The sequence below is a fragment of the Neobacillus endophyticus genome (assembly GCF_013248975.1).
GTDB lineage: Bacteria > Bacillota > Bacilli > Bacillales > Cytobacillaceae > Neobacillus > Neobacillus endophyticus.
Window position 1 is genome coordinate 2906772 of sequence record NZ_JABRWH010000001.1, and the last position, 18979, is coordinate 2925750.

Here is an 18979-nt window from a genome sequence, read left to right on the forward strand (position 1 = left end):
TTACTTGAAGAAGGAATTAATAAAATCAGGAAGAAATATATAATATTCCACATATATATTAGAGCCATCCACAAAGTTAATCTTCTAAAAACAAATACCCCTTATAACTTCGTTAAAATAAGCAATGTAAAGGCAGGAATAAAAATTTTTATCAAAGCTCAAATGTGAAGGAGCATCCATTATGAAAGCAATGGTATACAATAAATACGGAACGACTAACGTTCTTAGCCTAAAAGAACTAGAAATACCAGCTCTAAAACAAAATGAAGTATTGGTAAAGATTCATGCAGCTTCTGTGAATTCCTGGGACTGGGACCTTCTTAGAGGTAAACCATTCCTGAATCGCCTTGGGGGTCTTCTAAAACCAAAATACAAAATCCTGGGTGCGGATATAGCCGGAAAGGTTGAAGCAATTGGTAGAGAAGTCAATCATATCTCTGTCGAGGATGAGGTATTCGGAGACATATCCTGGTGTGGTTGGGGTGGGTTTGCGGAATATGTATGTGTGAATGCAGAGGCATTAACGTTAAAGCCAACCAGTATGACATTTGAGGAGGCTGCTGCGATACCACAAGCGGGAGTTCTAGCTCTACAGGGTCTTCGTGATATAGGACAGATTCATGAAGCTAAAAAAGTCTTAATTAATGGTGCGGGTGGAGGCGTTGGGACATTTGCATTGCAAATTGCCAAATTATATGGAGCTGAAGTAACTTGTGTGGACAGTAAGAAAAAATTAGATACTCTTAAGTCCATTGGTGCAGACCATGTTATTGATTACACTGAAGAAGATTTCGTACAAAAAGGACAGTTTTATGATTTGATTCTCGATGTTGTAGGAACTCGGTCTATTTTCGATTACAAGCGGGTACTAAATCCTAAAGGAAGATATGTTATGATCGGAGGCCCCATGTCTCGAATCTTGCAACTGTTGATACTGGGACCCATGATTTATAAAACTGAAAGTAAGAAAATGGCTATTCTAATTCATAAACCTAACAAAAATGACCAAAATTTTTTAAAGGAACTTTTCGTTGCTGGTAAACTTGTACCTATTATAGATAGACGATACTCGTTACATCAGGTTGAAGAGGCTATTCTTCATCTTGGCGAAGGAAACGTCAGGGGAAAGGTGGTCGTCTGCATAGCAAATGATCAGACCTAATGAAAGATTAAGCTTCATAATTTCAACATAGATATCTATAGCAACGGGGCTACCAACAAATATATACCACATACAACTCAAGAAAAAGGGTATAGAGTTACTTTATATTCATAGGGTCAAACTAAAGAGTAAATGGAAAAAATCCTGCTATCGATGGTTGAACATTAAGTAGACTTTTCATGAGAAGTTAACGATGTAATAATTTTTACCATTATCCCTTTTTATTCGCATATTCAACAATCGGGCGCGTTTCTGCAACAAGAAATGTGCTCTTCCTTTATGTTTAGGTCCATTTTTTGGAATAAGGATTTTACTTTTCAGCAAAAAATTCAATTAGTATAGGAAAAATATGGTATATTTAATTCTAAGAAAAAAGGGGGAGAATGATGAAGAAATTTACTACATATATAATTTTAATATCATTATTGTTGATAGTATTAGGTGGTTGTCAGTTAAGTAATAAACCAAATCAAGATATTTTTCAATATATGGGATCCTATATAGGTAATAATAGTGCAGTTGGAAACATTATTACTCAGTTACCTCAAAGTAAAGCATTCAAACAAGTGACACTTCAAACCAAAAAGAAACCTTACGGTATGGTCATTGAATACGGTGATGGTACAGGCAACATTAAAAATAGTGTCATAAATAATGCAACATATCTGATTGCTTTGGTTAAAAATGTAGAATGGATTTCATTTGATTTTCCAAACGAAAAATATACTTTAACGAGACAAGAAATACAACAATGGTACGGGAAAGATTTAAGTGATATAAAAAATGAAAAGGACCTAAAAAACCTCATTCAAACAAACTTAAAAGACAAAAATAAAGTAAACGATTTACTTAAAAAGTAAAAAGTACTCATTCAAGAACAGACATTAATCTTAAATAAGATTTTTTAACAATAATCTTCAACAATCGGGCGCTATTCTGAAGTAATGATAAAAGTCCAATTTCATAATTTTAATGTTGAGTAATTGGGCTCTTTATATTTATTTTAGTGCAAAATAGCTCTTAATACGGGTGTAAAATAACTCCTAAAGTTAAAGTGACACACATGGAGTGGAAGTAAAACAAAAAGAGCGTCCAAAGAATATAAAACGTTTGTTGCGAGAAGCTGTAAGAGAAATGAAAAGAACGACTCATAAAAAAGTCCAGAAAGCTATTCAGATGTCACTCGAAGTTTATATGAAAGAACCCAAAAAGTGTTTCAAAGAAACAGCGTGAGCTTGAGAACAAACGAAAGCGTGAGTTGAAGGTGCAAAAGGCAACTTCATTAGTTGAATAACACAGAGGATTAAACTAAAACAGATTGGAAAAAATAATTTTAAAAAATAGGGGGTGAAAAAACATTGGATGGTTTATTTAAAATTCATATCTTTCTCGTAGCAGCAACAATCGGTTTAACGTTAGAGCTTCCTTTAGAATTATTTCTATTTCATACAAAATTAACACCAATATCTGCTGTATGCCTGCCTATTAGTTGGATTGTAATGTTAAAGACCAATCCTGCATGGAAGATATTATGGGAGAAGTGGACAAAGAATAAATGAAAATGGGCTAGGTAAGTCGGTTATTATAACTGGCTTTTTTGTTTGGCCTTCTTATCAACTGTAATGGGCTGTAACTGCAAGGATTGCTTGTACAGAAGGCGTGGATAACAAGCTTGAATAGGTGCATATACCAGTTTAGTGTTATAATTAAATATTTTTTATGTTCTTCCTTTGGTTATAATAAAAGCAATAATTGAACCTGAATCCTATTGAAAATCTTAGGGAGAAAAAATTTTCAAAAAAATTGTGGGGCCATGTAGACTTCAAAGTGATGAATGATTGCTAGGTTTTATGCCCCACCCGCTTTTATTTTGGGCAGTTACAAGGTGTCATTTTATAAAAAGCTTCATTAAAAATGCTTACTGAAAAAAGCACCGTTTAATGGTGGCTGATTCAGTAAGCCAAAGTTGGTGAATATTCATCATTGTCAATTAGTTCATATTTTAATGTTGCTATAAACTAACGCGTTTATTTCATTATGCATTGGTAAGTTATTTTGTGATTGTATAAAATTGGAACTATAGGATCGTAAAATATAATCAATAGGGTCAAAGTCAATACCGCAGTAAAGTCCCCAAAGATCTTCGAGGTAAAGATCCTGTTTAACCTGTATTTCTGTTAATTGCGTAGATGGATTATATGTTGAGTAGATATATTTATCATCTATTTCATCAATATTGAATTTTAACATTTCAAAATTAATGTCAGTGACTAGGGATATGCATGCCCAATCAGTTGGGTATGACGGTAGGTTCACAAAAGCAATGTATTTAAAATCCTTTATGCCAAAGTAGTCATTAATCAGTTTCGTGAACTTTTCGAGTTTCTTTTCAATATCAATAAATGAATCAATCTCAAGAGTAACGTGTGTTAAAAAATCCTTTGAAGCAAAATTTCTTAATACTGATTTTTGGAAGTTTTTCAACTCCTCGAAATTTTCTTCGAATTGTCGGCGTAAATAATAATTAATATTATAAATATGATTATAGTTATCTTGTATTTCCATTTTAAATATTTCCTCACATTTGTTTTTTTTGAAAGAAGTACAATCTATTAGAATTGATAAAACACATTCCTAGGAGTTTTTTATTATCAATATTATTAACTTATTTACTTTAATGTCTTCAGCTGATTTATAGTATTCATTATACAAGTAATAAGAAGGAATATCGAATTGGAATTAGTCCAATAATTAGCATATTATATAAATCTATAGACAATCATGAGTGCTACATAGTTCCTTCTAACTCATTCTTCATTTATCTCAATCCTGCTCGAATATGCTCAAATTCAGCTGGTTTTTAATAAAATATTGCGATTAATAAAAATTTTCTTTCACGTACTTGGAACAACGTTAACTAGTAATTACTTATGATTAATATGGTAAGGTGAGAAGAGATTTTAGACTTAGTTAGAAAGAATAATTAACTCTATATTGTTTTTTCATTAACAGGAATAAATTCGAAGCTATTAGTTGCGTGGAATTTAGATTGATGTTTACAAGTCTATAATAGGAGAAACGAATAACATTAATAAAAGAAAGAAAAGTATCAAAAAATGGACCCTCTGTTACCCATTTTTTTTTGAATAAGAGGAACTCACTCTCTTTGGGCAGTATCTTTAAATTCCCTCGACATACAACTTCAGTCGGGCATTTGAAATCATTTATCACCTTGTTTTGTATACATGATAAAGACTTCGATTTAGTGAAACAGGACTTTTGATGAACGCCCCAAAGTGTGCCAAAGAGTACATAGTTTCAACACATTGCTTCAATAATTTTATGGGATATGGAACCTGTAATGAAAGTCACATCAATAGAAGCCAAATGAAGCCATTTTATAACGAGAATGATCCATTCAGTGGTCTCAATCAGTAAAAGTAAATTATATTATAATGCCACATTAAAGGCGATATTAAAGTCGCAGAATATATTGGAGGCTATGATATTTTTTTGAGAGTTCTTTTTTAGAAGAAAAAGATAGATATATAGGCCTTGATTTATGCATATACAAGTTTGTTTGCTTTCTCATTTATATTAAATGATGCAAAAATAAAGTACACAGCTACCTACAAAAGGAAAGGTATTTAGCTGCGAGTATTTAAAATAAATGGTGACCAAGGATTGTATTACGTTTTATGAAAATGGTGTGCAGTGGGAGTAGATTTTCTGAATGGATGTGTTGGTTTATTATGACCACTGAAAGTGGGGATTAATGATGATATTCCTCTTTATTCCAAAAAAATAAAAAAATGGGAATCGCCCGGAGAATTTCACCTATGTAGCAGTTAGGAAGCATGAAATATAAGTTTAATGAAACCGTTTATTTAGAAAAGAGAATCTAGTGTTCTAACTCGCCCTCTTGTTCTTCTGAATGGGAGTTTCATCGCCTTGTTTCCCAATCTTGACGGGTGCTAGACTGTAGTGCTTGGTCAACTGACGGTTTTGGACAGACTCCGCCCCTACCGATATATGGTGGGTTCATGCTCTTTCTTAGTGTCCAGCTTGTTTACTGTATTCTCACCAAGAATCTTGGAGTGTCTTGTGTAAAAAGTGTATCAAGGTGAATCTAGTGTTCTTGCTAATACTCTTTTCCCAATTTTGGTATTAGCTACCATGATACTTGAGTAATAAAGGTTCAAGACCCATGTGTAAAAAAAGTGTCTCTATATATATAATATATAGCAAAAAAGGTGGGGTAAATTTACCTTTTTAAAAAAAGTTCACAAAATGTTCATAAATTGTTCGTATTTTTGCTGAAGTGTTCGGTCGACTAATATCTTCAGGTCGTGTTGAATTATTGAAAGGAATGATGTTATGTGACTGGATCAAATACTCTCAGACACCAAAAATTACAAACTACTAAATTGATGGTACGTCGTTCACCTGTTGGTCAATGTTGGCCGGATTCAGAAAAGGGATGATTGTGCAAGGCTCCCCCTTTTCTCGTGAATCAAATTACTATGTTAGTAGAGAGGCATGCATAACAGTCACATACAGCTCATACAAGCCCTGTTCTGGCTGTTTCAAGAGTGTGAATGGAGGATGATTCACTTTATGATTTTTACAGCTTTGTATATGGCTTTACAACTTTTATCAGGTATTAATTGATGTGCATTTGCCATGATCAGAGAATACAAGAATGATATAGCAGGCGAAACAGACAATGACTCTTGTAATGATATGAAATATTCTGAGAAGTGAAATAAGGATTATATGTAAGTAGAAAAAGATGGACATATCATCCTAGTATTAAAAAAAAACGCCGTTCGACCATTGCAATTAAATTTAAATGAAACCACGTAATGATTTGCAATATTTACCTCAACAATCCTCACGAAATAGTTTATATTTTATATTTCCATAGTAAATACGATATATTTAATACATTTTATGATTATATAATATATTTTCATATGAAATATAACAGCTGCAGCAGTTCGTTTGCACGAGTCTTGGTAAAAAGTATCGGTCTGTGGCATAATATACAGCTTGATTTTCTATAAGTTTCTAAATTTTGCGACATCTCTCTTTTGTATCTCAAAAAATTCGCTATAAAGGGTAATTCTTTTAAAAAAATTCTGGGGGCTAGTACGTTTTTGTCGAATATATTGATTCTGGCGTTTGTAGCCCCACCCCTTTTCAAAAGTTTGGACTTAAACCTAGGGTAATACAGCAATATTGAAGTATGAGATGTAAGAAAAGCGGTGAGCTGATTACCTGGCGTAATTAGGTGCATTTTTTTTATGTCATGAATTTATTAATAAGTGTAATATTTGTCTATTGTAATAATAATTTTGAAAATACGTTATCTTAAGATATTGCTCCTATCCTTCGGATAGAATGATAGTTTCTGTTCAAGTAATTGCACAATTTTATTATGAAAATGGGCTCTTTTATGAATGAATCAAATAAAAGAAATTTTTATCCTGAAGATTTATGTGACAGGTATAGGAAAACTTAAGAAGAAGCTGCCCACTGGATATATCCAAACGTGTATTCTCCTTTTAAATAGTTAAACAGCATTATAAAGGTTTACCTGAACAATATGATTTATACTGTTGAAACAGAAGATAAAAAAGAAGGTCTTGAATGGTTCCATAATGCTCAAAAACAATTGTTTGGCCACTGTACACCCACTTGTGTCATGAATTAGGGGAGGCCGATAATTACGTTTTAAATCTATTCAGATCGACGTTTAGTAGCAGTTATAGAACTTGTTGCATGAATAAAATGATATAAAAGGATGTGCTAAAATGAATCTTATTTATGAAGAATGCAGCCAAAATGAAGCTACACATGTAGAGATTCAAGAGGATAAATTTGATAGTTATAAATTGAGTCATGTAAGTGTTGGTAAGGTATATGAAATATTAAAGAATGACGAAAATGGATTTGAAGGAGAAGAAATGATACAAGCTGATGACGGAATTTTTATTTGTAGTTTTTCATTATTTTTGCATGTGAAGTGGCTGAAGATTTGTTTGTAATATTATATATTATTAACTCAAATTACACAGGGCGGCAAGAATTAATGATCAGATGCCATTATCGGTAGGTTTGTTCCTGATGAATTATCATCCTAAGTTGTACTGTGTAGGTAAAAAGTAGCGGAAATGTCCATTTCTTAGCGACAATTGATAAGAAAAGCTTCTTTTGCATACACTATCTTAGTCTTAGCTCAACAAACAGAAGAAGGTGGCGCTATAATTGAAAAAGAAAGGGAAACAGAAGGTGGTAGTAAAAATTAAGCGATTAAAGTCATCAACTGGAAGAGGAATCAAATGCAGAACACATCAGTTATCTATGATGAATAGATACTTATCCAGGCAAATAGATATACAAAGAGTGATAAATGATTATCCTATTTTAGAGGTTAAGGATGGCATTGCTACAAACATCGATTATTTCAGTCCCCAACACCTTAAATGGCTGGAGGATTAAACGGATTCACATGACGGTAATAAGAATAAGTAGACTTTGTCAATAGTAACACCTTGGCTCACAAATTTTCCCATAGTTAAATTTTATATGGATACGACAGATGAAAATGCTTTAGTTCATTTATTGCCTTGGTACACAAGACTTCCTGTTAGTTGCGTGGCCTTTAACAAGTTAACTAAATAATACTTCAAGTCCCGGCCTTCTTGCTAGATGGGGACTATTTGTCGCTTACAATGAAAGAGTTATTTGAAAAAGAAAAGGCTGCTTTGGTAGCCTTTTCTTCTAGGAAGTTTAGTTATAAAAGAAAATATAAACTATATTTAAGAAATTAATTTATTGCATAAACACTACTTTTTCATTCCAATAATCATTCACCTGTATGATCCACTGGCGAAATTCGTCTATATTTTTCTCGAATTTTGCCAAATTACAGTTCCTGCAACATGGTAAAACATTGTCTTCAGTATAGCCGTATGTTCCATCTTTTCGGTCAAGACCATTATAGAGTACGATCGTATCGGTTCTGTGCTGTCCAGTTTTATTATCCTTCAAATCCTTTGCGGCATTACTGTGTGGTTCCCCACAATAGAAGCAAGGCTGAGTAATTAATGAACAGTATACTTCGAAAGAGAGCATATTATTTAAACCAAGAACATTTTTTGAACGGGATTGAACTTTTTTATATAACGTTCTCATAATTGCAGTAACCCTGTCTTGATGTTTGCTTTTAATATATAGGCTGTTAAAGCATCCACAGCTAATGATGTTGCCCTTATTTACCTCGAATTTATCTGCCGTGTGGGGGGTTCCGCAAACACATTGGCAATATAATTTAATATACGACTGTCCGCTTGGTCGAATTTGACGTTCATAGGAAAGAACGGTTAACCATCCAAACGTCTTTCCAATCATTTCATCGGGTGTATATGTTCTATTAAGTCGGAGAGGTCGGGAAATGGGAGTCACCTCAGTGGGAATATGCAACTTCCTTTCGGAAATCACCCCTCCGTTTAATACAAATACTCGAAAAAGTTTCGAAATCAAAGCTCGAAATTCCTCATAGGAAAGTTCTCCTTTCGCTTTATTGCAATGTGTGCAGCATGGCACTATGTTATGTATGTTATACCCCTTTTTATTATTAACACGGTCCAAGCCATTCACCCATATCGTGGCTTCTGGAAGTACAGTCAATTTCCTCCCTGAATCGCGGTCTTTGAGCATGGCGCTAAAAGGATCGCCGCAATAATGGCAGGGGAGCTGGATGAAGTATTTGAATTCTTCAAAGGAAATAATTTCTGTATATCCTAATTGTTTTGAACGCTTAACGACAGAACTGTGATAATGGTGAAGGAAAATTGCATGAAAACGATCCGTATATCGATTAGTAGGAAAGCGTTTGCAACCGCAATGTGTCCGATCTCCCTTCTCAAGGTCGGATTTTTTTACTGAAACCAACTCAGGATTTCCACAGTCGCATTGACATAAGTATCTGATTTGTACCTTTGTTTTTAAACGTTGTCGTACCACTTCTTTGGGCACTAATTTTCCGAATCTCACTCCCAACAATGGAGTGTGATCCCTTGTGCCCTGCTTGCATCCGCAAGATTGAGTTTTACCGCTTATTACGTTATAAGCATCTTTATCCACTGTTTCGTATGGATTACAGTTACAAATACATATGAACATATATCTGTAATAGTTTTTATCTTTGAAGGAATAAAAGCCAACAATTAATAAATCTCCAATTCGTTCTCCAATATACTTTTCGAAGTCTCGCTTGTTACAGTTACCACATGTATACGTCTTACCATTTATAACATGGTTAGCATCCTTATCAACGATTGTACTTGGATCGCAGTCGCATACACATTTGAAACGATAACGGTATCTACCTATATCCGTTTTCTCTGAATAATACCCAACAATTTTCAAGCTACCAAACTTTTCTCCAACATAATCTTTGAAACGTTTCTTATTAGTTTTCATTTTTATCATCACCATTCTTATTATTCTTAATACGAATGGTGGGTATACCATTTTATAGCAATACAATCGGAGTAAATTTTATCCTTTTTGCTTTTATTGGGAACTATTTTTTAGAAGAAAAGGAATAGAGGTTAATGATGAAGTCACGACAGCCAAGAAGGAGGGACAGTTGAGAAACAAGCATTTCTTTGAAACAAACTTCGGAGTGAGTACTGTGACAGGGTACTAATTTTTCTTTAATTTGTTTTCGATCATATCGAAATTGGTGAGTGGCTGGATGATGGCGCAGTACTAGAGATTTAAAGGTTATTTTAAATTAACGGGTGCTATGCTTATAGAGGCATCGCCATTCCTTTCTGAAAATATTTCCGGTGTAATTTCTGTCTGATGTTTCCTCTAACTTGGGCAAGAGTCCGTGTGGATTTACTTTTCTCAAAACCAAGCAGGCTTTGAATAACACCCAAAGGTGCTCCATTGCACAATAAATGAGTGGCATAGATGTGTCTGAGTTGGTGCGGATGATTTCCTTTGTTGATACCATCCAGATTTGAATTTCGTTCAGTTACAAAAATAGCGGGATATCCTTATCCTGGCGATTATCCAAATATCGTTTTAGCCAACGTATGTTAAGGGTCATTCCTCATATAGCGGTATTACAGAATGTAGCTTAAATTTCTTTTGATTGAAGATATTTTGTAAAATGATTATTTTTACCATTTGAAGCATAGCCCTGCTACATTAACCGCGTTGCCTTTGTAATCTACAGATATGGAACCACACTTCTTATCACGAATACTCTAAAAATCCTATTGGTGGATATTGGATTAAATTCAGCATATTGGAATTAGAAGTAGTTAAAAACACTATTATTGCCTAGTACAGGGGCATTCAGATGTCGAAAATTTAGGCTTAGTGGTATCGAATTGTTCTTAGTTCTTTGAATGAAAAAAGATTCCTAGTGTTACTAGGAATCAAACAGATCTTCTTGTGCTCCAAAGGTAATCAGTTTCTTCTTTCAACATGAGTTTTTGTTCAATATCGGAAAGACCTAGGCTAGACACAAGATTATTAATATGATCATATTGTTGTTGTTCAAGCTCAAGTTCAAGTAAATCATTAAGGTTATATCCTCGCTGGCTTATGACCTCTGACAAAACTTGAAATGTAAAATTTGGTCGGCTATATTTCTCTTTAGCCGCTTTAATTTCTTTTGTTTTGTCTATTTTAAAAGCTCCATTGTCATTGTTAATTACTAGATATATTCCTGAAATTGACTTTTCCATTTGTTTATCACCTCAGATTTGTCAGCGTTAAAAAATTAAAACATGGGGTAATTCAGCAATGTTTTTGAATCACCAGATTCTTTTGAACATCGAGAATACTTGTTACCTATTAAATTTAAGGTCCTAAACAGGTATTATCTTTTTCTAGTATAACAAGTCATATTCATGCTGGATTCTGTTCTCCTTCTATCCAATTAAAAAGAACCTTTTTTGATATCTTGATACGCTTTCCAATTGTTATAACATGGAAATTATCCGAATGAACTAGCTCATAAGCCTGTTTCCTGCCAATTCCTAAAATTTGCTGCACATCAGATACATTTAACACATCTGGATAATCCTTATAATCCTTGAACATAATCCAATAGCTCCTTTTCATTTTCAACATAATAATTTTGATACTGTATTTCGCCATATAAGTTAGAGTGATATGAACCACTTTCAATTTTTTCCATGTTAAGAGTGGCAAAATGTTGATAGAATTCTTCTAAATCATCAATCATAATGCTTATAGGTTTCATTAGTCCAAAAGATCTTAAATATTTCTTCTTGCCAGCCAATCTTTCATCCATGATGCCTTTATTAAGATAATAGATAATTTTTTTATTAGTGGTTGGATCAGAGTGAATGATCTTTCTGTTCACCCATCCATAACCCCATAATGTTTGCAGGTCATGTAGCGGTATTTCAATTAGGTTGCACACAAGATGGTAATGTATTGAGCAATTATTATTAGACTCTTGAAATTCGGTGACACCAATATATTTGAATGGTGGTAACTGGTTTTTTTCAAGATAATACTTAAGCCGCTTTTTGAAGTCACAGAACAGTTTGTAACAAGCATCTATATCTGTATTGTCATGCTCTGATTACTGCCACTGAAATGTACCACTATTGCCATTGTTTGTACCAAGGAATGCCAAAGAATTTACCACTAATCGGCAAGTTATTTACCAGTAACTACTTTCTGTATAATTAGTGAGCATATCTTGCGATATGACACTTTATATGGGAGGTTTTTTTATGATCCAATATCGTAAGATACTGGAATTACATGATGAGGGAATCAGTCTTAGAGGGATTTCTTCTAGTACTGGCAACTCTCGGCAGAAAGTAACAGAGGTCATTGAATTGGCTAAGAAGAAGGGATTGACTTGTCCGTTTGACGAGGAAATGAATGATAAATGGATTGAGGAATTTCTTTTTCCTGAGAAGTCATTTGAGGCTTCTGGAAGGCAACCTATCGACTTTGAATATATTCATAGAGAGTTGGCCAAACCAAACGTTACCCTTTCCCTATTGCACTATGAATACGAAGTGGCAAGCCGGGCGAATAACAAAATTCCTTATTCATATCGAAGTTTCAGTCGCTATTATAGCAATTATGCGCAAAAATACAAAGCTACCATGCGTATCTGGAGAAAACCGGGGGAAATTTTAGAGGTGGATTGGGCAGGATCCACAGCCTTTATCATTGATAGGGATACGGGGGAAAAGGTGAAAGCATATGTGTTTGTGGCGACATTGCCGTGCAGCCAACTTTCCTATGCGGAAGCAACCCTTTCAATGGATTTACATGCCTGGATTGGAGCACATATTCGAGCGTATGAATACTTCGGTGGTTCTACCCAAATAGTTGTATCGGATAATCTGAAGACGGGCGTGACAAAACATACTTCAAGGGAACTTGTATTGAATCCAACCTACAAGGAAATGGCCAATCATTACAATACAATCGTCATGCCAGCACGTGTACGCAGCCCTAAAGATAAACCAAGTGTCGAGGGCTCTGTCGGGAATATTTCGACATGGATCATAGCTGCATTAAGGAATACCCACTGTTTTAGTATTGAAGAGTTGAATGAAGAAGTAAGAAAGAAATTAGATGAATTCAATCATCGTCCTTTTACCCGAAAGAAAGGAAACCGTTATTCCGCATTTGAAGAAGAGGAGAAATATGCGCTTTCCCCTCTTCCGGACATGCCCTATAAGATATCAGAGTGGAGGACGGCAAAAGTGCGACCGGATTACCACATATCCGTTGAAAGCATGTTTTATTCAGTTCCATACGAATACATCAATCGGCAAGTGGATGTGAAGCTTTCAAGTGATATGGTAGTCGTCTACTTCAATCATATGTGGTTGACTTCACATAAAAGATTATATGGGAGATTCGGGCAGATATCAACTGTCCGGGAACATATGCCAGACAATCATAAATTATTCTTGGACCAAACCCCTGAAGTGGCGATTGAATGGGCAGAAAGCATTGGTTCTTCAACATTGTGCGTTGTGCAATCTCTTTTAGATACCTATCAATCTGAAAAACAAGCATTACAATCAATCTTTTCTTTAAAGAAAATGGAGCATCGTTATACCAAATATGAAATAGAACTTGCATGTAAAATGGTGCTCTCCATGACAAGAAGACCGACGGTCAAAAGCATTCAGACGATATTGAAAAACAACAAGAAAAAGGATGCAGAACAAGAATTGAAGCAAAACACAGAAATAACCGACACCAACTATGGCTTCACCCGTGGGGCTTCTTATTATGGAGGAAAAGATAAATGTTAAATGATCAAATGTTATCCAAACTACAAGAAATGAAATTAATCGGGATGGCTGAAGCTTACAAGGAGCAGTCTCTAAATAAAGAATACAAGTCCATGAGTTTCGAAGATCGTTTCTCTCTGCTAATTGATTTAGAGTATTCTCGTCGCAAAAGCAATAATTTGAATCGATTAATTAAAAATGCCACATTTTCGGACTCAAAAGCATGTATTGAAGATATTGAGTATTTTGAGGACCGCAAATTGAAAAAGGAACTCATTTTGAAGTTAGCCAGTGGCCTTTATATCCAAGACCATCATAATATCATATTGAAAGGACCTACTGGATCAGGGAAAACCTTTATGGCTTGTGCTTTTGGTGTATCGGCATGTCGTCAATTTTATAATGTAAAGTATATTCGATTACCTGAATTACTGGATGAATTGTCTCTGGCAAAATTGGCTGCCGATGGCAGCTATCGTAAGTTGATCAAGAAATATACAAAAACAGATGTGCTCATTCTTGATGAATGGTTGCTTACGGAACTATCAAAGGATGAAGCAAATATCCTGTTGGAGATCACCGAAACCCGGCACAAATCCTCCTCCACCATTTACTGTTCACAAATTGATCCTAGTGGATGGCACATGAAATTAGGAAATGGCACCATTGCGGAAGCCATTCTAGACCGTATTATCCATGATTCTTATCAATTCTTATTAGACGGTGAAATCTCCATGCGAGAACGTCATGGATTAGGAAGAAATGTCTAAGAAATGGCTATTTTAACACAAAAAGATTTAAACAAAATGGAAGAATACTATTATTTGGTCGGCCATAAAGAGTGGAACCCTTTCCCAAGCAAATTGGTGGAAAAGCTTCTGAAAGTTTATGGAGAAGAGCCATTTCCATATGAATGGACTGAGCAAGATATCCATGAAGGAGCAAGGAAAATCATAATGGAGTTCTTCAAGGGTTAACATTGTGAACTAAAACCATAAAAAAGCTTCTCTAGATACACAATGTAATAAGAGAAGCTTTTTATTGGTAAAGGAAATGGCGAAGCCTGGTAAATTCTTTGTCAAAGAGTGGTACAAAAGATGGCAGAGGTGGTAAATTCCTATGGCCGTAATCATGCTCCTTGGATGGTCTAAAGGTGAGTGTTAGAAATGCATAATGATTTTGGAAATTGCATTCTAGTAGCCTCTTAATCTCAGCACGAGCACGATTAATACTGACCTTTTTATTAGTATCATGATTCATTTTTTCTACTGATCCATAAGGCTTACGACCACCTGCTGATTTTCTTGGTACAAGAGGAGGAGTAGATTGTTGTGAAACTTCCAGTAATCTACCACTCAAGATTACTTTTGTATATTGATTTTTCATGTATCATTCTCCTGAAACTTTCGTCAAATTAATCACTAAATATCAAGTTAATTTAACGAAAGTGGGTATTTGTTACACCGGTGTATATCTGAAGCGCTTCATAGTCTTATTTTAATTTATGTTATGCTTTGCAAGAAAGGATGCTTAAATAACAATATAAATGATATAAAGGCACGCTAGAATGTAAAAGAAAAATATACATAACTGAATCATACAAATCCTTTGTATTTCTCAATTTTAAGCCAATTTTGGTGACTTAATAGTACATTGGTATATGAAAAGGTTTGTCATAAGCTTGCCGGCACTGGGTTTAGGGGGAGTGTAAGGGAAATTTGGTGTTTGTTTGGTGTTTAAATTTATAATACGATATGCAACTATACTAAACGAAACAGCTGATTGAAACCTTTATCGCAGGAGTCAACGATGCGGATGATGTTATGAGCTAATGGCACGATTATGTTGTGAAACAGCGTGAAGAAGAACTCCAAACAATCATCACAGAAGAAAAGTTAAAACCAGAGGATACTCGGAAATACCTTGAAAATGCGTTTCGTGATGATGAAATTAAGACCGCAGGGACGGATATTGATAAGCTAATGCCTCCTGTTTCTCGATTTGGTGATGGCGGCAGAGCTAAGAAAAAGCAGGGTGTCATTGATAAGCTAAAGGAATTCTTTGAGAAGTACTTCGGCATTGGTGGTTCAAGTTCGTTTTCGGAGCAAGAGCATGAATCTGTGGTGAATAACATAGATACACATAGCAATCTGTCGATGGTGGCTGAACCAGCAGGTCCCTGTGGCTCATCCGATATTCCACCTGACTAAAGTCTGCCAAGTGACAATTGATATCTATTAGAAGGGCGGGGCAAATCTTTACAACCTTTCATCTCAAGACCGCCTCCCCCCTTCGGGCGAAAAATCGCAGAATTAAGCAGGGGGATATCCCAAAACAAGGCATAACGACAGCCACAGCCAATAAGCATTGAAATACGGTGCTTTCAAGGTTTATGTGGTTTTTTCTTTTGCGTAAAAGTACAGAAGGTGCATGAAATGAAAGCATATTTAGAAGGAAAATGATGGACATCGAAGAACTGCGGTATGCAACCGAAAGGACAAAATTTGAAGGCTTACACGCTTCGGCCTATACGGTCACCAAGGAAGTGGAACAAAACGACATCGAATTCAGTCAGTTTGCAAATAACCTGCTTGAGGATCAGCCTTGGATTGAAAAAAGTGGATAGCGGAATGACCCCAGCAGGAGAAATCCAATGCATACGAGTGCTGAAATCCGAAACAGGTGAGCGGATACTGGTAAATAGCGAAGTAAGGGGTCCCTTATCGGACACGCCTTCGGCACTGATTCATCGAAACCAGTCATTACACCAGGTGCTGCAGGTTGAACTATAAAAAAATGTAAATGTATCGGAACAATCACAGCTATTCTTTTAATAAATTATTTCAATCCCTATCCCTGTCAAAATATGTTGACTAAATATATTATTATTAGTACTTATACAAAAGCAGGAATTTTTTCATCTCTGTAGAATAAGTTGGTATTAAAGGACGTAAAAATGTATGTAATTTGAATTTTTTGGAATTAATATAGAATATTATAATCTTTTTACTTGAACAAAAAAGGGAAATACCTTAGTATACAAAAGTAAACATTTGGATTTGGAGGACAAATTATGAATATCAGAGAATGGTATGGTTACAGTGGCAATTACAATAGGAACTTGGACATAAATTTGTGTGTCGATGGCCTTCTGCAATTGTATGCTAAAGCCATAATGACATATTTCTCTGTAAATGATGCTAAAAGCTATCATGAGATTCAGAATGTAGATTCAAGCAGTTTAAATAATGGACAAAAATTGTTTTTAAAATGGCTTAATGAAAAAGGTTTTCCTTATTTAGAAAAACTTGCTTCTACAAACCTCCCTAATAACGACGAATTAATTGCACATCTTGAATATGATAAATATATCCTTGAAGAAGAAATGGATTTCCAATATCCTGACGATGTACGATCAAGCTTAATTGGGATAGTAAATGATGTTCCTGGTTATATAGAAGCTGCGAATGAAGTTTCTGCAGCAGTAACTGAATGGGATGAATGGGAAACCATCACAGTGGAGCAGCCATCTGTTTTTGAAGATTTAGTAGCCAAGCATTTTGCATTTTGGGATAAATGGCAGGATGACATAGCTTCCCCTATAATTTCTGCTAGTGCCAAAGATTTTGTCGATATTATTTTTGGTAAAAAGGTATTCTCAGTCAAAACTTCTGTCACAACTTCATATAAGATGGAGGATTCTGACAACCCTGTGTCGAATTATAAAGAGTCTGCGGTTATTGCAGACTCTTTATTTTTGTCTAGGGGGCAATGTAATGGAAACTGTAGAAAATACATTGGATTACTATAAATTAATTAGAAATAGTGTTCAATTAAGAAAAGTTGAACTAATTTCTTTGAATTGTGTTAAAAGGGAATTCGAAGGTCCTGGAAAACAAGTACAAATATTTTTAAAGAGAGAAGTGAATATGCTATCAGAGGATACAGTTGAAATTTATTTACACTCAAACGTAGGAATTAAAGAAGGGCCGTTTGAGTTTGATGTGCTTTATAAAGGCGTTTGTAAGTCCTCGATTAAACTAAGTAAGCCACAGTTTGAACAGTATGCATATGATCAGGTTGTACCCTTGTTACTTCCATATTTAAGAGAATGTATTGCTAGTACAATGGCTAGAATGGCACTACCGATTTATACATTACCAACATTAGATGTTTTAGACACTTTAGAGGCTAATTTAAATAAGGTACACTCTGAGGAATAGGAATTGTGGTGAATATGGGACTCATTTCCTTTGAGAGGACTGATTTTTCTATACCTAGCCATATAGAACAGTATGCAAAGGAATTCGCTGAACATTTTAAGGCTCGCAGGGATTATGTTGGAGATTTTTGCAAATTGATTTTCACCTCAAAAAGGTGGGAAATTGATAATATTGAAACCCAAGTAACCCGTTGGAGTGAAAACTTTGGGAGAATAAAAGGCAGAACCAAAATCATTGATATAGTAAAGCGAGCATTTTTGAGCTGCCAAAATGATGACGAAATCTCTGATTTAAGAGGAGTAATGGTTGAAGCGCTCATCATTGGTTGTAATGGTGGACCCAGCGTACTTAATCACAGCAACTATGGATGGGGAGCAAGGGTCGATATTAACTTGCCTCAACAAACAATTCAAGTAAGGTACAATTGTACTGACCACCTTACTTCAGATTGTAGAAGGCGGTCTACAGTTGACTTTGGTTACTGGGATGGCAATCATGGACAATTTTACGAATGCAAAGCACAACCAGCAGGAATAGGGTGTAAGGAAGTAAAATTCATGGAAAAGTTAAAAAGTGAATTATCGACTCACGAAATTAGCCATGAAATCTTCTTTGTCTGCCCTGAAAGCACCGAATCAATCCAAATGCGACTAGATTCATTCGGTTTGAGACCGGTTTACAAGCCTCTAGGAATTGATGAAATAAGGCTAAGAATGCCTGCGTAAAGTAAAGACAGGTATGTAACCTTTGACCACATTTTGACCACGAAACATATAGATTACCATAACATTCAATTTTTTATATTAAAAATAAAAAGCCTGTTTTATCAGGCTTTTAAGAACCACTTTATATCGTTTTTCTTCCTTTTTGTTAGATAAATTAAAGAGCGTAAAAAACGGTTATAAAAGGTGAACAAGGCTACATCATTAGAGATTGGTTTTTCTACATTCAGCAGTCCAGTCATGTGGAGCGCGTAAACAATGAGGAGATACTAAAATTATTTTTGGCATCCTTCTGGCAACAAAACAAAGATCAAACTAGAATATTTATGATTACTACAAATAAAAAAACTGTCCACAAATCCTTATAAAACAGGGATTTATGGACATTATCGGTAACATGAGGTAACAGTAAATTATTTATTAGGCAACCTTGACAGGGTTGGGGTCGGGGGTTCGAGCCCCTCACAGGTCATTGGGTGCCAAACCCGTAGAACCCTTCGGAACAAAGGGTTCCCGAGAAAGAAATCGAGAAAAATGCGATTT

The 18979-nt window shown here is 35.1% G+C and carries 19 protein-coding genes and 1 pseudogene; 13 read left to right on the forward strand and 7 right to left on the reverse strand.

What is annotated here, in order from left to right; genetic code table 11:
• The first annotated feature begins 181 nt into the window (after positions 1 to 181).
• The 3 genes from HPT25_RS14300 (at position 182) to HPT25_RS14315 (ending at position 2721) form a co-directional block, all read left to right on the forward strand.
• Positions 182 to 1162 (forward strand): NAD(P)-dependent alcohol dehydrogenase, encoded by a 981-nt coding sequence (locus tag HPT25_RS14300; RefSeq protein WP_173065330.1) that lies wholly within the window; start codon positions 182 to 184, stop codon positions 1160 to 1162.
• A 386-nt stretch (positions 1163 to 1548) separates the two neighbouring features.
• Positions 1549 to 2022 carry a DUF4825 domain-containing protein gene (locus tag HPT25_RS14305; protein ID WP_217269713.1) on the forward strand — a complete coding sequence of 158 codons (474 nt, stop codon included), beginning with the start codon at positions 1549 to 1551 and terminating at the stop codon, positions 2020 to 2022.
• A 498-nt stretch (positions 2023 to 2520) separates the two neighbouring features.
• Complete coding sequence (locus tag HPT25_RS14315) at positions 2521 to 2721, forward strand: hypothetical protein (RefSeq protein WP_173065336.1); 201 nt, start codon at positions 2521 to 2523, stop codon at positions 2719 to 2721.
• 436 nt (positions 2722 to 3157) lie between these two features.
• Here the strand turns inward: HPT25_RS14315 and HPT25_RS14320 are convergent, their stop codons facing one another.
• Complete coding sequence (locus tag HPT25_RS14320) at positions 3158 to 3727, reverse strand: hypothetical protein (protein WP_173065338.1); 570 nt, start codon at positions 3725 to 3727, stop codon at positions 3158 to 3160.
• A 3251-nt stretch (positions 3728 to 6978) separates the two neighbouring features.
• On the opposite strand from HPT25_RS14320, the gene HPT25_RS14325 reads away from it, so the two are divergent.
• Together HPT25_RS14325 and HPT25_RS14330 are read left to right on the forward strand one after the other, a co-directional pair.
• Positions 6979 to 7212: a hypothetical protein gene (locus HPT25_RS14325; protein ID WP_173065340.1), complete on the forward strand. Its 234-nt coding sequence runs from the start codon at positions 6979 to 6981 to the stop codon at positions 7210 to 7212.
• 220 nt (positions 7213 to 7432) lie between these two features.
• Positions 7433 to 7666: a hypothetical protein gene (locus tag HPT25_RS14330; protein ID WP_173065342.1), complete on the forward strand. Its 234-nt coding sequence runs from the start codon at positions 7433 to 7435 to the stop codon at positions 7664 to 7666.
• 333 nt (positions 7667 to 7999) lie between these two features.
• On the opposite strand, the gene HPT25_RS14335 is transcribed toward HPT25_RS14330, so the two are convergent.
• From HPT25_RS14335 to HPT25_RS29460, 5 genes are all read right to left on the reverse strand, one after another.
• A complete protein-coding gene (locus HPT25_RS14335; protein ID WP_173065344.1) occupies positions 8000 to 9652 on the reverse strand; it encodes a hypothetical protein in 1653 nt (550 codons plus the stop codon).
• A 332-nt stretch (positions 9653 to 9984) separates the two neighbouring features.
• Complete coding sequence (locus HPT25_RS14340) at positions 9985 to 10224, reverse strand: tyrosine-type recombinase/integrase (protein ID WP_312857346.1); 240 nt, start codon at positions 10222 to 10224, stop codon at positions 9985 to 9987.
• Positions 10225 to 10623: 399 nt separating this feature from the next.
• Positions 10624 to 10935, reverse strand: coding sequence for a hypothetical protein (locus HPT25_RS14345; protein ID WP_173065345.1), 312 nt, complete (start codon positions 10933 to 10935; stop codon positions 10624 to 10626).
• Positions 10936 to 11098: 163 nt separating this feature from the next.
• Positions 11099 to 11293 carry a helix-turn-helix domain-containing protein gene (locus tag HPT25_RS14350; RefSeq protein ID WP_173065348.1) on the reverse strand — a complete coding sequence of 65 codons (195 nt, stop codon included), beginning with the start codon at positions 11291 to 11293 and terminating at the stop codon, positions 11099 to 11101.
• Positions 11277 to 11783, reverse strand: coding sequence for a rolling circle replication-associated protein (locus tag HPT25_RS29460; RefSeq protein WP_446685735.1), 507 nt, complete (start codon positions 11781 to 11783; stop codon positions 11277 to 11279). The genes HPT25_RS14350 and HPT25_RS29460 overlap by 17 nt, the downstream gene beginning before the upstream one ends.
• A 175-nt stretch (positions 11784 to 11958) precedes the next feature.
• On the opposite strand from HPT25_RS29460, the gene istA reads away from it, so the two are divergent.
• The 3 genes from istA to HPT25_RS14370 are packed head-to-tail and all read left to right on the forward strand — an operon-like array spanning position 11959 to position 14468.
• Positions 11959 to 13512: an IS21 family transposase gene (gene istA / locus HPT25_RS14360; RefSeq protein ID WP_173065353.1), complete on the forward strand. Its 1554-nt coding sequence runs from the start codon at positions 11959 to 11961 to the stop codon at positions 13510 to 13512.
• Positions 13506 to 14261 carry an IS21-like element helper ATPase IstB gene (gene istB, locus HPT25_RS14365; RefSeq protein WP_173065356.1) on the forward strand — a complete coding sequence of 252 codons (756 nt, stop codon included), beginning with the start codon at positions 13506 to 13508 and terminating at the stop codon, positions 14259 to 14261. The genes istA and istB overlap by 7 nt, the downstream gene beginning before the upstream one ends.
• Before the next feature lie 3 nt (positions 14262 to 14264).
• Positions 14265 to 14468, forward strand: coding sequence for a hypothetical protein (locus HPT25_RS14370; RefSeq protein WP_173065358.1), 204 nt, complete (start codon positions 14265 to 14267; stop codon positions 14466 to 14468).
• A 61-nt stretch (positions 14469 to 14529) separates the two neighbouring features.
• Here HPT25_RS14370 and HPT25_RS14375 read toward each other — a convergent pair whose 3' ends face one another.
• A complete protein-coding gene (locus tag HPT25_RS14375; RefSeq protein WP_173065362.1) occupies positions 14530 to 14877 on the reverse strand; it encodes a hypothetical protein in 348 nt (115 codons plus the stop codon).
• Positions 14878 to 15335: 458 nt separating this feature from the next.
• On the opposite strand from HPT25_RS14375, the pseudogene HPT25_RS14380 reads away from it, so the two are divergent.
• The 5 genes and pseudogenes from HPT25_RS14380 to HPT25_RS14400 form a co-directional block, all read left to right on the forward strand.
• Positions 15336 to 15701, forward strand: a pseudogene (locus HPT25_RS14380) (type I restriction endonuclease subunit R, EcoR124 family); the annotation flags it as partial.
• 251 nt (positions 15702 to 15952) lie between these two features.
• Entirely contained in the window at positions 15953 to 16117 is a 165-nt protein-coding gene (locus HPT25_RS14385; RefSeq protein ID WP_217269714.1) for a hypothetical protein, read from the forward strand.
• A 447-nt stretch (positions 16118 to 16564) separates the two neighbouring features.
• Entirely contained in the window at positions 16565 to 17302 is a 738-nt protein-coding gene (locus HPT25_RS14390; RefSeq protein ID WP_173065365.1) for a hypothetical protein, read from the forward strand.
• Positions 17268 to 17714: a protein-export chaperone SecB gene (locus HPT25_RS14395; RefSeq protein WP_173065368.1), complete on the forward strand. Its 447-nt coding sequence runs from the start codon at positions 17268 to 17270 to the stop codon at positions 17712 to 17714. The genes HPT25_RS14390 and HPT25_RS14395 overlap by 35 nt, the downstream gene beginning before the upstream one ends.
• A 5-nt stretch (positions 17715 to 17719) precedes the next feature.
• Positions 17720 to 18439 (forward strand): hypothetical protein, encoded by a 720-nt coding sequence (locus HPT25_RS14400; protein ID WP_173065371.1) that lies wholly within the window; start codon positions 17720 to 17722, stop codon positions 18437 to 18439.
• Positions 18440 to 18979 lie beyond the last annotated feature (540 nt).

Bases quoted from the DNA above. Each gene is read 5' to 3' on its own strand.
- HPT25_RS14300 (WP_173065330.1), top strand. From the start codon at position 182: ATGAAAGCAATGGTATACAATAAATACGGAACGACTAACGTTCTTAGC.
- HPT25_RS14305 (WP_217269713.1), top strand. From the start codon at position 1,549: ATGAAGAAATTTACTACATATATAATTTTAATATCATTATTGTTGATA.
- HPT25_RS14320 (WP_173065338.1), bottom strand. From the start codon at position 3,727: ATGGAAATACAAGATAACTATAATCATATTTATAATATTAATTATTAT.
- HPT25_RS14325 (WP_173065340.1), top strand. From the start codon at position 6,979: ATGAATCTTATTTATGAAGAATGCAGCCAAAATGAAGCTACACATGTA.
- HPT25_RS14335 (WP_173065344.1), bottom strand. From the start codon at position 9,652: ATGAAAACTAATAAGAAACGTTTCAAAGATTATGTTGGAGAAAAGTTT.
- HPT25_RS14345 (WP_173065345.1), bottom strand. From the start codon at position 10,935: ATGGAAAAGTCAATTTCAGGAATATATCTAGTAATTAACAATGACAAT.
- HPT25_RS14350 (WP_173065348.1), bottom strand. From the start codon at position 11,293: ATGTTCAAGGATTATAAGGATTATCCAGATGTGTTAAATGTATCTGAT.
- istA (WP_173065353.1), top strand. From the start codon at position 11,959: ATGATCCAATATCGTAAGATACTGGAATTACATGATGAGGGAATCAGT.
- istB (WP_173065356.1), top strand. From the start codon at position 13,506: ATGTTAAATGATCAAATGTTATCCAAACTACAAGAAATGAAATTAATC.
- HPT25_RS14370 (WP_173065358.1), top strand. From the start codon at position 14,265: ATGGCTATTTTAACACAAAAAGATTTAAACAAAATGGAAGAATACTAT.
- HPT25_RS14375 (WP_173065362.1), bottom strand. From the start codon at position 14,877: ATGAAAAATCAATATACAAAAGTAATCTTGAGTGGTAGATTACTGGAA.
- HPT25_RS14385 (WP_217269714.1), top strand. From the start codon at position 15,953: ATGGACATCGAAGAACTGCGGTATGCAACCGAAAGGACAAAATTTGAA.
- HPT25_RS14390 (WP_173065365.1), top strand. From the start codon at position 16,565: ATGAATATCAGAGAATGGTATGGTTACAGTGGCAATTACAATAGGAAC.
- HPT25_RS14395 (WP_173065368.1), top strand. From the start codon at position 17,268: ATGGAAACTGTAGAAAATACATTGGATTACTATAAATTAATTAGAAAT.